A 13809-nucleotide genomic window follows, 5' to 3' on the forward strand; every position below is an offset into this window, starting at 1 on the left:
TCGCGCAAACGAGCGCGTTTGCGCGAATTCGCCGTCAGGCGGCCACCGGCGGTGCATGGAAGCGGCGAGGGCGACACACAGAAAAACCGGCACATGAGACAATGTCCCATGTGCCGGTTTTTCGCATTTGGTGCGGTCGAGAGGACTTGAACCTCCACGAGCTTGCGCCCACAAGAACCTGAATCTTGCGCGTCTGCCAATTCCGCCACGACCGCATGAGTCAGAAGCGACAGTGGTTATTATAACAACGCCATCTGATTTATGCAAGTAGGTAATATCGGGAATTTACACGGTTGTCGTAGCGGTTGCTTCTCAATGGATGAAGGGCATCGCGAACGGCGGCAAATGGCAAAGGGGCGGATTCGTGCACGTGACGTTGTGATGTAGTGTGCAGTGGGTGTGATAGACTGTGAGAGTGGAAAGATTGTCGGTTATTATGAAGGCATGCTCGCAACCCCGCACATCTTGTTCTGAGCGGGACGGTATGAAGGGAGAATGGCGAATTGCAGATTACAAAGATGCACGCCCTCGGCAATAACTACATCTACGTGAGTGAGTTCGAAGAGTCATTGGACGATGCTTCGCTGGCTGATCTGGCAGTGGCAGTCAGCGATATTCGCAGAGGTATTGGTTCGGACGGACTGATTCTCATCGGGCCATCGAATGTAGCGGATGTGCGCATGCGGATTTTCAACGCGGACGGTTCAGAAGCGGAGAACTGCGGGAACGGCTTGCGGTGTGTAGCGAAATACGCGTATGAACACAAGTACGTGTCAGATACGCGGATGCGGATTGAAGTGAAGACAGGCGTCGTGGAGGCGGAAGTCCACACGGGGGCAGATGGCAAGGTTCACTCCGTGACCGTGGACATGGGTGTCCCGCAGTTTGGTGCACAGCACGTTCATTACCAAGGGCCGCCCACGTCAGGGGACGACGTCACCCTCGCGGTCGGCGACGCGACCTTTACAGGGACGTTGGTGTCGGTTGGAAACCCTCATTTTGTCACTTTCGTTGAGGATGCGCTGACTGCCCCGGTCGCTGAAGTGGGGCCGCTGATTGAACGGCATCCGTATTTTCCGCAGCGGCTGAATGTTGAGTTTGTCACGCCGAGGCATCGCAACGAACTTGACTTCCGCGTGTGGGAACGGGGCTCTGGAATTACCTACGCCTGTGGCACAGGGGCGTGCGCGAGCGTGGCGGCCGGTGTCCGACAAGGTCGCTTGGACAACCGCGTTACCGTGCACCTGCTCGGAGGCGATTTGCACATTGAGGTCAGCGATGGACGCGTGTATATGACCGGTGAAGCGGTCGAAGTCATGCGTGGCGAGTACCTGTGGCCGCGCGTCAGTGGTGCGTAAAGAGTCGCAGCAGCACCAACATGAAAAACGACAGGACGGCGAATGTCACGGCAATGCCCAGTGCGCCGATGCAGAGGACAAACCATGTCACGAGGGTACCCCCCATGAACAGCCAAAGTCCCCCCGCGCCGCGCTTGTGGAAGATGACGTTGTACGTCCTACTGTGCAACCAGACGATATAGAGGATGACCATTGCCGTGAGAGCAGCGCTAAGCCAGTGCAGGTAAGGCCAGATGTCGTACGCGATGGCGAGCGGAACGGAGAGCGGTAAGATAGAACCGTAGAAATTCAGTAACCGCAACCGCTGTCCACGACACTTGAAGATATTGGTGACCATCACGTGGTGGACTAGAGTGTATAGACGAAGGAAGCCATAGGTGACACAAAGGCCGAGCACTGTCAGGGCGACAGTCAGTACCGAGGTCTCGAAGCGATGGAGCCGAACGTGTACCCCAGAAGCTGCAAGGGATGATGTCACTACGTTTGGATGGCGCAGCACAATGGCGAGGGCAGCCACCAGTCCGGTCCAGGCGGTCGCCCACTTGCATCGCACAATGGCGAGTTCCAACTTGATGTCCAGGTTCGGGATGACCACGTCTCGAAACAAGATGAGTTGAGCGAGTGCTCTCCAGTAATTGAATGCTGGGTGCTCCGCCATTGAACGCGGCCTCCATTTCCGTGGTGTCCGTCCCATTATACACGCTCTGACTCGGATTTCAGTAGCTTACAAAGGATTCGTGGATTCAGATATAAAGGCGACACCAATGTAAAAACATTAGAATGCTAGCGTTTCGTGCCTGTGTTTAGGGAGAGGAGAGAAACTGTGTCAGAGATAAACAAGCCATCAGGCACCAAGGTGATTCGGCCAGCAGCATCACTCATAATTGTTCGCGACGGCGTGGAGGGCGTTGAAGTGCTGGTTATGAAGCGGTCCCGCGAGATGCGCTTCTTGCCAGGCTACTTAGCGTACCCGGGTGGAAGTTTGGACAGTCGCGACTGGATGGAGAACGCCGCTTGGTGGACAGGCTCCATCATTGGGCAAAACCGACACGATGATTCCGCCTACGCCATCGGAGCCCTTCGCGAGTGTGCAGAGGAAGTCGGTTGGCTGTGTGCGCTGCAAAGCGACAGCGGTGTGTACGCCCTGTCGGAACAAGAACAGAGGGACCTGTTGACCGGAGAATGCACGCTGGACCACCTCTTAGCGGCGCACGGGTTCAAGCTGGACGGATCTTCTCTCCGATTTGTTGGTCGGTGGGTCACACCACCGCATATGCCGGCCCGGTTTGACACCCGCTTCTTTTTATACGTCATGCGCGTCGAAAGCCCGGAGCCGCGCTTACATACCACCGAAAATGAGTGGGTGCGGTGGTGTCGGCCAGTGGACTTGCTGTCGAGCATTCGTGCGGGAGCCCACAACGCAGTTTCACCGACGATTGCAATGCTGAAGGGTATCGCCGAGTACGCGTCCGCAGACGATTGTTTGCAGTCATTGTCCGTACCTGGACCAGAGAGCCGCGCCTAGGGTCATCCATCATGCACTACACGGTACCCGTTGGCGATGACAAGGGACTGCGGGTATAAACAAATTGACCAGTGGCTGCTGCATACTTACGTGTGATGGCCCCGCCGCTGAGGAGATGTTGCAGATGTGCTTGAACGGTTTTGCGGGCGACCCACAGTGCGGCATCCGGAACAATCCCGTCGTACAACAAGCTCACCAGTTCTTGCAGGGTACGTGGCGCCTGTGCAATCAACTGAACAATCTCCTGTTCGCGCTGTTGACGACGTTTCAAAAGCGCTGTTGCGGCCTCTGCGGGATTTGGTAATGCTTTGCCGTGGCCCGGTCCCGCTATCTCGCAACCGCTGTGCTCAATCGCTCGAAGCGCGTCGAAGTACGGTGCCATGTGTCCGTCGGGCGGGCCAATCCATACGGAACCGTCACCTGTCATGTGGTCACCGACGAGAACCACCTTGTCTGCCGGAATGCGGATGTGGACGTGGCCATGCGTGTGACCCGGATGATGGTCGACGTGCACAGTCAGGCCGTTGACATCGTACGTTGACTGGATGGGCTTTACGTCCCAGTTGAAACCTATCTGCTGAATGACTGCAGGCTGATCCAGGCGATGGACGTGGATGGGGGCATGATATGCCCTCTGGAAGAACGGCAGTCCTTGTGTGTGGTCACGGTGATAGTGCGTGGCGAGCAGCGTGGTAACACGCTCGATTCCCTCTGCCTTGAGCGTATCCACCAGTTCCTGCAGCACGGCTTCGTCTTCGCTGCCGGCATCCACGAGCAGCGCGGTACTCCCGTGATGAATGACGTATGTATTCGTTTCATAGGAAGGGGGAAGCGTGGGCGTCGGGACAGCCACTTGCAACACGTGCTCCGACAACCGCACTGCGTTCACTTGCACGTTGCCTCACTCCTGTACGCAAATTTTGTGTCTCGAGTGTCAACCGCAGATGACAGCCTGTGTACCTCCCATAGTACAATAAGTCGTGACAGAATGGTGTTGACTCGGAAAGCCATGAACGGTGTGCGTCTGGAGGGGAATGTATGAAAATCTACACAAGATCTGGTGACGAAGGACAAACGAGCTTGATTTACGGTCGGCGCGTTGGTAAGGACTCTCTGAGAGTGACGGCGTACGGGACCGTCGACGAAGCCAACTCCACCATCGGTGTGGCTGTCGCACACATCTCGTCGGACCCTCAATTTGCCGACGTTGTTCGGTTTTCAGAGCGTGTACAGCGCGATTTGTTTGACGTCGGACGCGACCTTGCCACGCCGGAGGACAAGCGCGACGGATTTTACATTAACCAGGCGGATGTGGATCTGCTGGAGCGAATGATTGACACACTGGACGCCGAGACGCCACCGCTCAAGCAATTCGTTTTACCTGGAGGCCATCCTGCGGCTGCGGCGTTTCATCTTGCGCGAACCGTTGTACGGCGCGCTGAGCGGTGCATCGTCGCGTTGGAAAAGCAGGATACGGTCCAACCCATGATCCGCAAGTATCTCAATCGCTTGTCTGACCTGCTTTTCATCATGGCTCGAGTTGTCAACACCCGAACCGCCGTTGCGGAACCGGGCGTCGATTTCCACGCAGCCAAGCCAAATCCATTCACGGAGTGAACCGCATGAACCACACACAACGTCGTTGGAAAGCGGCTCTCCTCGATTTGGACGGGACGTTGTATCGAGGAGAGACCGTCATTCCCGGAGCAGTCGAGTTTGTACAAAGACTGCGCAAACGAGGGATTCAGCCTGTGTTTTTTACGAACAACGCCACGAGGACGCCGGGCGATGTTTGTCTCAAGTTGAAGCGGCTTGGATTTGACGCTTTCCCGAACGAGGTCTGCACGTCGGCGCAGGCAGCCGCTCGGTATCTGCAGCGCGAGGTGGCCGAAGGTAGCAAGGTGGGGTACCTGGGCCAATCTGGACTGTCCTTCGCGCTAGAAGAGGCGGGACTGGTGCCAGTTTCCGTAGCAGCAGATGATGCAGACGTGATAGAATGTTCGGCGGCTGTGCTCGGACTGGATCCCACAGCCACATATCAGTCGTTGGCACGGTTTTGCAACCTCGTCGGACGTCTTGGCGCATTTGTCCTGACAAACGCGGACGTACGCCTTCCTGCGGATGATACGTTTCTCCCAGGCAATGGAGCACTTGGAAGCTTCGTCAGTACCGCAACCGGCGTGTCTCCATACGTCGCGGGCAAACCAAATCCCGACTTTGTGCAGTACGTACTGGAACGATTCCAAGTATCTGTAGAGGACGTCCTGGTCATCGGCGACAATCTCGAGACGGATGTCGCGAGCGGTGTGTTGAGTGGGGTATATACCATTCACGTTCAGACCGGTGTGGTCTATTCGGAAGCGCAAAACGGCGAAGTGCGCGGACAATGGCAGCCAAATGAGACGTGGCCGTCTGTCGCCTCGTTGTTTCAGGCATAAACGCTGGATAACCACGTTTTCTCCGAGTGTCGAAAAATATTCCCCCCAATTTTTTGCCCCTCGGCTGTGGCTGATTCTCTTAAAGCCCTGATGGGACGCGGAAAAATGAGAGATTTGCGGCGTTTTTTCATAGCCTTGATAACCACATATGTAGTGTGTATAATGAGCGATGTACGAATCGTGAACACTATATATATGGTGTGCACATTGCGGGTGCAGGATTCTCTGATGGTGAAGAGGTTGACTTGTGAGGCGTACCTCCATACATAACACGTCCAAACTGAACATGATAGGCCTTTGTGGCATCTATGTTTGACGATTTTTGTCGAATGTATAAGGTCGAGAAATGAGGCGGATGAAGGCGTGAGATGTCCTTACTGTAGTACAGACAACTCCCGCGTTGTGGAGTCTCGCGCGGGGGACGACGGCAACACCATCCGGCGCCGCCGGGAATGCACCAACCCGGAATGTGCACGACGATTCACAACGTACGAACGCGTGGAGCAGCGGCCTCTGATGGTCATAAAGAAAGACGCGAAGCGCGAAGAGTTTTCTTACGAAAAGCTGTATCGAGGCGTCATGAAGGCCTGTGAAAAGCGCCCCATTCCCGCCGAGAAAGTAGAAGAAGTCGTCGCTGGCATCGAGCGGTCGCTGCACCTTGAGTACGAGCGCGAAGTGCCATCTACCGTCATTGGCGAAAAAGTCATGGAGGCACTGCGCGAGCTCGACGGTGTCGCTTACGTTCGGTTCGCGTCTGTGTACCGTGAGTTCCGGGACGTGGAGACACTGGCTCAGGAGGTTCTTTCTCTGTTGACGGAATCCTCTGACAAGGGGAAGTGAGGAGTGAAAAGCATGGAACAGACCATGGGTCAAAGCATGTTGCCTTTTACCGATGAAGACCGGCTGGGTAGCACCGGTGAGCGAATTGTTGCCGATAGGTACTTGTTGAAAGACGTGAAGAAAGACAGTCTCGCCGTCGGCTCGCTCGTGGTAGCGGTTTTAGATAAAAAGCGCGCTTATCACGAATTAGCGCGTGTCGTTGAGATTCACGAGGAAGACAAGACGGCGACCGTCGAGTTGAAAGACGGAGTCCGTGAGGTGCTGCCGTTTCACCAAATTGACGTGTTGCTGGAGACGGCTCCTCGCGACATGTGGCGTCGAGTGGCGCGTGGAGCGGCCGAAGTGACGAATGACCCTGAACTTTGGGCGGAAAAGTTCTACCAACTGCAGAGTCGATGGAAGTACGTTCCGGGCGGTCGCATTAACGCCTCCATGGGCACGGGGATGCAGACCACGAGTTACAACTGTTTCGTCATCCCGAGTGTGGGTCCAACCATGCGCGATTACGCGGAGTCGTTTGGACAGACCCTGGAAATTCAAGCTCGGAGTGGCGGCGTTGGGATGAACCTGTCGCGCATCCCGCCACAGGGCACGTACATTCCGGTCTCAGAAGGCTCTCGCGTGTCCGAACTGCACCTCGTGTTGGATGTATGGCACGCGGACCTGCCTGACTTTTTGACGACGACGTATCCGCACAGCACAAAGGTGGTTCGTCTCAATCGCGAGTTCTTGCGTGCGGTTGAAGAAGACGCACAGTGGCAGTTTGTGTTTCCAGAAACGTCCGTGGAAGGGTACGACGACCTTTGGAACGGAAAAATCGAGGATTGGATGGCTGCGGGTCTCCCGGTCAACTTCTCCGATCCGGTTTCCGCCCGCGAACTGTACGACCAAATTCTACAGAGCGGCTCCCTCGTCATGACCGATTTGGTGGGCACCGTGTTGTATCCGGGAGACCGGCGAAGCACGATTGCCTCCACCCTGGGGGATATGTGGGAGCGCATGGCCGAGAAGAAGCGCGTCTCGGTGGTTCTGTCGTCGCTGCGTCCACGGTATAGTTACGTGCGGGGCGTGAACGGGCGGAGCTCTGGCGCGTATTCCTGGGGCATGCTCTACGACAAGGGCAACCAGGTCTTTGGGGACGGCTTCGGACCGGTCGGGGTCGGTGAAATTATGAGTGTTGGCTGTCAGTTGACGCTGCAGGGCGGATCGCGCCGCGGTGCATTAATGTTGATTTTGAATGATAGGCACGCGGATGTCCTGAAGTTCATTCGCTGCAAACAGGTGGACGGCGTGATTACTGGTGCCAACATCTCTGTGGGTATTTCCGAGCGGTTCATGGAGGCGAAAGAAAACGACGAGCCTTGGGAAATCGGGTTTGTCCCGCAGACCGCAGTCTCGGAGTTTGACGGCGACTTTGATAAATGGACGGGCAGTGGACAACCCTTCGAAGTGACGGAGGTCCTGCCTGCGCGCGAACTGTGGGACGAATTGGTGACGTCCGCATGGAAATCGGCTGAGCCCGGTGTCGTGTTCTTGGGGCGGGCCAACCGGATGTCGAATTCATGGTATTTTAACCCGCTTGTGGCAACGAACCCTTGCGGCGAGCAGCCACTCCCGGCAAACGGCATTTGTAACCTCGGCGCTGTCGTCTTGAGCCGCTTTGCGACCGGGTTCGAAGACTCCGGGCAACGTGTGGAGTTCCAGGACAAAGCGAAAGAAGCGTACATTCGCAGTTGGCTGCGGAAGCACTTTGACGAAGAGCGAACGGAGTTTTTGCTACACCACGTAAAGTGGGAAGAACTCGAGGAAACCACGCGGACAGGCATTCGATTCCAGGATGCGGTCATCGACGCCACATATTATCCGTTTGAAGAGAACCGGATCAACCAGATGAGTGAACGCCGCGTTGGGCTTGGCATCATGGGCTTGCACGATTTGCTCTTGTACTGTGGTATTCGGTATGGTTCCGAAGAATCCGTGAAGTTTATCGATGTGCTGATGGGCATGATGGCCGAGTGGGCCTACTTGGAATCTGTGGAATTGGCGAAGGAAAACGGCCCGTTCCCGAAATTTGACGCGGATCTCTTCCTGCAGTCTGGCTATATGCAACAAATGGCTGCGGAGCGCCCGCATGTGGTGGAGGCGATTCGTCAACACGGTGTGCGGAACGTCACAACCATGACCATCGCTCCAACGGGTACCACGGGTACGATGGTTGGTTGCTCGACCGGGTGTGAACCCTACTACGCGTGGTCGTACTTCCGCAACTCGCGCCTGGGCATGTTCGAAGAGCACGCGAGCATCGTTCAGGAGTATTATGAGACGCACCCTGGCGCAGAGCTTCCAGACTACTTCGTGACGGCAATGGACTTAGCGCCGGAGGATCACGTGCGGGTGCAGGGTGCGCTTCAGAAGTGGATTGACAGTTCGATATCGAAGACCTGCAACGCCCCGAATTCGTACACCGTGGAAGACACCAAGCGCTTGTACGACTTGGCGTATGAACTGGGGTGCAAGGGGATTACCATCTACCGCGACGGCTCTCGTTCAGAACAAGTGTTGTCGCTGAAGAAGGAAGACGAGCAGAAAGACGCCGCAAAGTCGGCAGAAGCCGCGAAGATGGTGGATGTGGCAGCTACAGTTGCACCGCAAACGGGACACCAGACGTACGTGAAACGTCGCCGTCCAGACGTGTTGTACGGCGCCACGTACAAAAAGGACACGCCGCTTGGAAAAGCGTACATCACCATCAACGACGATCCAGAGGAGCACCTGGCCCTCGAGATGTTTGTCAACATCGGCAAGGCGGGCAGCGACGTGTACGCCGCAAACGAAGCGCTCGGCCGCGCCATTACCCTGTATCTCAGAGATTCGCACAATCCGAACAAGGAAGCGGAATTGGTGAAGCACTTCGCGGGCATTGGCGGGTCCAACTCGGTCGGCTTCGGCGACCGCCGCATTACCTCCGTGCCGGATGCCATCGCCAAGGCTTTGATTGAGCACTCGGAAACGTTCCCGATGCGCAAGGCCGCTTTCAACGAATGGGCGAGCAGCCAGGAGACTGCGGCTGAGGAACCGGAACGCCCGACATTGCGCAACTATTCCATCGCGAAGGACTTGTGTCCGAATTGCCACCAAACCAGCTTGGTGCGCACCGGTGGCTGTTACGAATGCGAAGCGTGCGGTTATAGTAAGTGCTAATACGTTATGCGGGGGCTGCGGCCCCCGCTTTGTTAATGTACAATACGGACGTTTTTCGACCGTTAAATGATCAAGTTTTGTGAAGGAAAGCTTCTAATTATAAATTCCGCTCCAACAATATCCCCACTTGTTCTGCCATGACATGAGGTGGATAAGGCATTCCATTCTTAATCCACCATTCCACTACCCCTACGTAAGACGCCACAATAAATTGAAGGACAACATCTTCACTTAAACCGCGATTTTTTCCTTTTGTTGTATCCACTTCATCTTTGAACTCTTCGATGAGAAACTCAACGAACCGATTACGAAAATAAGGGGCACCTTTGCTGGCTAACATCGTCGAAAAGAATAAATAATTACGTTCAAGGTATTCGAACCAGGGCAGATTCGCATCTTTATAATCCAAGTCAGCTGCCGATTCGCACATTTCCCGTAGTTTATTCATGTGTTCTTCAATAAGCTTATCCAGTAGATCGAATTTATCCACGTAATGAAGATAGATGGTTCCTCGGCTAACGTTAGCCCGATCGGAAATATCCTGTATCGTAATGTCATCAAAGTTTTTTTCAGACATCAGTTCAATAACAGCCTTTTTTAACGCTTCTTGAGTTTTGAGTATTCGTCTATCCACTTTGGGTCACCAAACTTCCTTCAGGATTATGAACAATTATAATACATTTGTTCATTAATGAACGAATGTGCTCTGTTTAACCATTGAAAGCATCCTGCATCTGTTTATAATACTACACAGATGTACATTAAAATATCAATGTCCATTATATGTGGCAGCTTGGCTTTACCAGTGCTAAGGAGTGAGAAAAAACATGACGATGACCCGTGTGCTAAGTGTCCCAAGCGCAAAAGCACCATTTGAAAAGACCACAATTGAGCGGAGAGAATTACGACCACACGACGTCTTCATCGATATTAAGTATTGCGGTATTTGCCACTCCGACATTCACAGTGCATTCGATGAATGGGGTGGCGGAATCTTTCCGATGGTTCCCGGTCACGAAATCGCCGGAGTCGTGGCAGCAGTCGGATCAGAAGTTACAAAATTTGCTGTCGGTGATCGCGTGGGCGTTGGTTGCTTTGTTGACTCCTGCGGAGAATGCGAATACTGCCTCAGTGGCGAGGAGCAATATTGTACGAAGGGCGTTATCTCAACATATAACGCATTGGATTACGACGGCAATCCGACATACGGCGGGTATAGCCAAAAAATCGTTGTAACGGAAAACTTCGTTGTCCGTATTCCAGACGGTCTGGAACTGGATGTTGCAAGCCCGCTCTTGTGCGCAGGCATCACCACATACTCTCCTTTGAAGCACTGGAACGCCGGTCCAGGTAAAAAGATTGCCATTGTGGGGATGGGTGGTCTTGGTCACCTGGCGATCCAATTTGCGCATGCCATGGGTGCTGAAGTAACGGTTTTGAGTCGGTCTACGAATAAGAAAGATGAAGCCCTCGGTTTTGGCGCAAATCATTACTTTGCAACCAGTGATCCCGCTACATTCACTACGCTCGCTGGTCGTTTCGACCTCATCTTAAACACAGTGTCAGCAAATCTTGACGTTGATGCGTATTTATCGATGCTTCGCGTAGATGGAACGCTTGTAAATGTCGGTGCACCAGCCGAGCCAGATAAGTACAGTGTGTTTTCCTTAATTATGGGTCGGCGTAGCATTGCCGGTTCACTCGTTGGTGGAATTCGGGAAACGCAAGAGATGCTTGATTTCGCCGCAGAGCACGGCATTGCCCCTAAAATTGAGGTGATCCGTGCTGACCAAGTCGACGAAGCATATCAGCGTGTTCTCCGTAGTGATGTGCGTTATCGATTCGTGATTGACATCTCGACTTTGTAACTTGTAGAGATTCTCTTTGGTTCACTAAATTGTTATACGAGGAGAAGAAAATATGGATAAATCAATTCATTTAAGTGAAAGTGTCATCTTTCCGAAGGGTCAAAAAATAACAAATGACTATTTCATAGGGGCAGCATGGCTTGAAATGCTTGTTCCTTATGACTCGACTTTTAATTGCCCAATAGGCAATGTCACGTTTGAACCAGGATCCAGAAATAATTGGCATAAGCATGCAGGTGGTCAGATTCTGCTGGTTACCGGCGGTAAAGGATATTATCAGGAAGAAGGCAAACCGGTACAGGTGCTTCATGAAGGGGATGTAGTAAAGATCCTTCCGGATGTAAAACATTGGCATGGTGCTACACCGGATAGCTGGTTTACACATATCGCGATAACTACTAATCCTCAAAAGGGAGACACCGAATGGCTGGAACCCGTAACCGATGAAGAATATAACAAGTTAAAATAGCATTCCTGATCTTCTTTGATACACCATGGGTTATCCAATTCAATTGGTTGACCCATCTTTTGTTTTCTGGAATGGTGACTCCGGGACACTGAGGTTTAATGAACTATTATTATTCGTCTGTTCACTAATGTACAAATCGTGTTTACTTAACCATTGCAAGCATCATGCACTTGTTTATAATAATGTACAATTGTACATTAATTTATCAACGTTCATTATGTGCCGGAAGCTGGATATGGGGAAGTCGATTACTGTGCATTCAGTATGCGCCAGAAAGGATGGTGTCATCTGTTATGTCCAATATTCAAGGGAAAGTTGTCATCATTACCGGTGCCTCCAGTGGGATTGGAGAAGCTACTGCAATAGAACTTGCTTCGAAAGGGGCGAAGGTGGTTCTTGCAGCGCGTCGCGAAGATCGTTTGAAGAAACTGCAAGAAGAAATTCAAAACAAAGGCGGTGAAGCCATTTACAAAGTGACCGATGTGACTTCGTACGAGCAAGTGGAAGAGCTCGCTCAGTATGCCCTTGAAGAGTTTGGAAAAATCGATGTGTTAGTCAACAATGCCGGCATCATGCCACATTCATTCCTCTATAAGAAAAGAGTGGATGATTGGAACCGGATGATTGACGTCAACATCAAAGGCGTTCTTTATGGCATTGCGGCTGTGCTTCCTTCGATGAGAGAACGGAAAGAAGGGCATATCATCAATGTTTCTTCCGTGGCTGGACACGTTGTCGGAGCCGGAAGTACTGTCTATGCCGGAACGAAGTTTGCTGTGCGCGCAATTTCTGAAGGTCTGCGTAAAGAAGAGCTTGGCAACAACATACGCTCAACGATCATCTCGCCGGGGGCGGTTGCTACGGAATTAACGAATTCAGTGACAGATCCGGACCTAAAACCTAGCATTGATGAAATTTATAAAGGTGCGATCGATGCCGACAGTATTGCTCGTGCCATTGTTTTTGCAATTGAACAACCATCTGACGTCGCGATAAATGAGATCATTATTCGTCCTACGCGTCAAGAGCGGTAAATTGGCTGTCAAGAGAAAGGAAGATAAATCTTGCAAAAACGTAAATTAGGAAAAAGCGGACTCGAAGTTTCTGCTATCGGGCTCGGTTGCATGGGAATGAGTCATGGTTATGGTCCGGCATCAGACAAAAATGAGATGATTTCGCTGATCCATGCGGCGATTGACCGTGGAGTTACTTTCTTTGACACTGCCGAAGTGTACGGACCGTACACGAATGAAGAGCTCGTAGGAGAAGCACTTGCCCCATTCAAGGGAAAAGTGGTCATCGCCACCAAATTCGGTATCAAAGTGGTAAATGGCAAGCAGGTGCTTGACAGCAAACCGGAGCACATTCGGCAATCCGTCGAAGGCTCGCTCAAACGCCTTAAAGTCGAAGCCATTGACCTGTACTATCAGCATCGAGTTGATCCGGAGGTGCCAATCGAAGAGGTAGCGGGAGTCGTGAAAGATCTGATCCAGGAAGGAAAGGTCAAGCATTGGGGACTTTCTGAAGGTGGGAACGATTCGCCGCGCACACGCGGTTCAGCCGCTCACTGCAATTCAAAGTGAATACTCAATGATGTGGAGAAATCCTGAAGAAGAACTGCTGCCTACGCTCGAGGAACTCGGAATCGGCTTCGTTCCGTTCAGCCCGCTGGGCAAGGGCTTCCTTACCGGAACCATTGATAAAAATGCCACATTCGTTGAATCCGACTTCCGCAGCATTGTTCCTCGCTTCAAACCGGAGAATCTCGAAGCAAATCAGGTTTTGGTCGAACTGATAAAGAGGATTGCTGCAGAGAAAAACGCAACACCGGCTCAAATCGCACTGGCATGGGTGCTTGCCCAGAAGCCATGGATTGTTCCGATTCCCGGCACGCGCAAATTGGAGCGCCTGGAAGAAAATCTTGGCGCAGTGAACGTTGTGCTGACTCCAGAGGAGCTAAGTGATTTGAACGACGCGCTCTCGAAGATCGAGATTGCTGGAGATCGCTATCCGGCAGGTTCAGAATACGCAAATAGAACGGGCAAATAACGTTGATTTATTGAAAGAGCCCTATTTTCGATGTGGAGATAGGTCCACAAATGGATTGTTG

At 52.7% G+C, this 13809-nt stretch carries 12 protein-coding genes, 1 tRNA gene and 1 pseudogene; 10 read left to right on the plus strand and 4 right to left on the minus strand.

Annotation, left to right across the window (positions count from 1 at the left end; all coding sequences use genetic code 11):
- Window positions 1–128 precede the first annotated feature (128 nt).
- Window positions 129–215, minus strand: a tRNA-Leu gene (locus tag YWK_RS0103815).
- A 288-nt stretch (window positions 216–503) separates the two neighbouring features.
- Between YWK_RS0103815 and dapF the strand changes: the two genes are divergently transcribed.
- The gene (dapF, locus tag YWK_RS0103820) at window positions 504–1358 is read left to right on the plus strand and encodes a diaminopimelate epimerase (RefSeq protein ID WP_026963757.1); all 855 of its coding nucleotides are present in this window, start codon (window positions 504–506) and stop codon (window positions 1356–1358) included.
- Here dapF and YWK_RS0103825 read toward each other — a convergent pair.
- Entirely contained in the window at window positions 1345–2016 is a 672-nt protein-coding gene (locus YWK_RS0103825; RefSeq protein ID WP_026963758.1) for a hypothetical protein, read from the minus strand. The genes dapF and YWK_RS0103825 overlap by 14 nt on opposite strands.
- A 165-nt stretch (window positions 2017–2181) precedes the next feature.
- Here YWK_RS0103825 and YWK_RS0103830 point away from each other — a divergent pair, with 165 nt between their 5' ends.
- Window positions 2182–2883 carry an NUDIX hydrolase gene (locus YWK_RS0103830; RefSeq protein WP_051375085.1) on the plus strand — a complete coding sequence of 234 codons (702 nt, stop codon included), beginning with the start codon at window positions 2182–2184 and terminating at the stop codon, window positions 2881–2883.
- A gap of 16 nt (window positions 2884–2899) precedes the next feature.
- Here YWK_RS0103830 and YWK_RS18190 read toward each other — a convergent pair whose 3' ends face one another.
- A complete protein-coding gene (locus YWK_RS18190; protein ID WP_051375087.1) occupies window positions 2900–3778 on the minus strand; it encodes an MBL fold metallo-hydrolase in 879 nt (292 codons plus the stop codon).
- A gap of 143 nt (window positions 3779–3921) precedes the next feature.
- On the opposite strand from YWK_RS18190, the gene YWK_RS0103840 reads away from it, so the two are divergent.
- The 4 genes from YWK_RS0103840 to YWK_RS0103855 all read left to right on the plus strand — a co-directional run bounded on the left by YWK_RS0103840 (window position 3922) and on the right by YWK_RS0103855 (window position 9362).
- Window positions 3922–4500 (plus strand): cob(I)yrinic acid a,c-diamide adenosyltransferase, encoded by a 579-nt coding sequence (locus tag YWK_RS0103840; RefSeq protein ID WP_026963760.1) that lies wholly within the window; start codon window positions 3922–3924, stop codon window positions 4498–4500.
- 5 nt (window positions 4501–4505) lie between these two features.
- Window positions 4506–5321 (plus strand): HAD-IIA family hydrolase, encoded by an 816-nt coding sequence (locus YWK_RS18195; RefSeq protein ID WP_035465956.1) that lies wholly within the window; start codon window positions 4506–4508, stop codon window positions 5319–5321.
- Between the two features lie 363 nt (window positions 5322–5684).
- A complete protein-coding gene (nrdR, locus tag YWK_RS0103850; RefSeq protein WP_026963761.1) occupies window positions 5685–6161 on the plus strand; it encodes a transcriptional regulator NrdR in 477 nt (158 codons plus the stop codon).
- Between the two features lie 12 nt (window positions 6162–6173).
- Window positions 6174–9362 carry an adenosylcobalamin-dependent ribonucleoside-diphosphate reductase gene (locus YWK_RS0103855; protein WP_026963762.1) on the plus strand — a complete coding sequence of 1063 codons (3189 nt, stop codon included), beginning with the start codon at window positions 6174–6176 and terminating at the stop codon, window positions 9360–9362.
- A 97-nt stretch (window positions 9363–9459) separates the two neighbouring features.
- Here the strand turns inward: YWK_RS0103855 and YWK_RS0103860 are convergent, their stop codons facing one another.
- Window positions 9460–9939, minus strand: coding sequence for a TetR/AcrR family transcriptional regulator (locus YWK_RS0103860; protein ID WP_084453487.1), 480 nt, complete (start codon window positions 9937–9939; stop codon window positions 9460–9462).
- A 250-nt stretch (window positions 9940–10189) separates the two neighbouring features.
- On the opposite strand from YWK_RS0103860, the gene YWK_RS0103865 reads away from it, so the two are divergent.
- The 4 genes and pseudogenes from YWK_RS0103865 to YWK_RS18200 all read left to right on the plus strand — a co-directional run bounded on the left by YWK_RS0103865 (window position 10190) and on the right by YWK_RS18200 (window position 13748).
- Window positions 10190–11230: an NAD(P)-dependent alcohol dehydrogenase gene (locus tag YWK_RS0103865; protein WP_026963764.1), complete on the plus strand. Its 1041-nt coding sequence runs from the start codon at window positions 10190–10192 to the stop codon at window positions 11228–11230.
- Window positions 11231–11282: 52 nt separating this feature from the next.
- Complete coding sequence (locus YWK_RS0103870) at window positions 11283–11699, plus strand: cupin domain-containing protein (RefSeq protein ID WP_026963765.1); 417 nt, start codon at window positions 11283–11285, stop codon at window positions 11697–11699.
- 293 nt (window positions 11700–11992) lie between these two features.
- Window positions 11993–12733, plus strand: coding sequence for an SDR family oxidoreductase (locus YWK_RS0103875; RefSeq protein ID WP_026963766.1), 741 nt, complete (start codon window positions 11993–11995; stop codon window positions 12731–12733).
- A 30-nt stretch (window positions 12734–12763) separates the two neighbouring features.
- Window positions 12764–13748, plus strand: a pseudogene (locus YWK_RS18200) (aldo/keto reductase).
- Window positions 13749–13809: the final 61 nt, after the last annotated feature.

Origin of the sequence: Alicyclobacillus pomorum DSM 14955 (assembly GCF_000472905.1) — a bacterium.
Lineage (GTDB): Bacteria > Bacillota > Bacilli > Alicyclobacillales > Alicyclobacillaceae > Alicyclobacillus_A > Alicyclobacillus_A pomorum.

What these genes read in the sequence shown, in the direction of transcription:
- YWK_RS0103875 (WP_026963766.1), top strand. Translation starts at nt 11,993, where the DNA reads ATGTCCAATATTCAAGGGAAAGTTGTCATCATTACCGGTGCCTCCAGT.
- YWK_RS0103855 (WP_026963762.1), top strand. Translation starts at nt 6,174, where the DNA reads ATGGAACAGACCATGGGTCAAAGCATGTTGCCTTTTACCGATGAAGAC.
- YWK_RS0103825 (WP_026963758.1), bottom strand. Translation starts at nt 2,016, where the DNA reads ATGGCGGAGCACCCAGCATTCAATTACTGGAGAGCACTCGCTCAACTC.
- YWK_RS0103865 (WP_026963764.1), top strand. Translation starts at nt 10,190, where the DNA reads ATGACGATGACCCGTGTGCTAAGTGTCCCAAGCGCAAAAGCACCATTT.
- YWK_RS0103870 (WP_026963765.1), top strand. Translation starts at nt 11,283, where the DNA reads ATGGATAAATCAATTCATTTAAGTGAAAGTGTCATCTTTCCGAAGGGT.
- YWK_RS18195 (WP_035465956.1), top strand. Translation starts at nt 4,506, where the DNA reads ATGAACCACACACAACGTCGTTGGAAAGCGGCTCTCCTCGATTTGGAC.
- YWK_RS0103840 (WP_026963760.1), top strand. Translation starts at nt 3,922, where the DNA reads ATGAAAATCTACACAAGATCTGGTGACGAAGGACAAACGAGCTTGATT.
- YWK_RS0103860 (WP_084453487.1), bottom strand. Translation starts at nt 9,939, where the DNA reads ATGTCTGAAAAAAACTTTGATGACATTACGATACAGGATATTTCCGAT.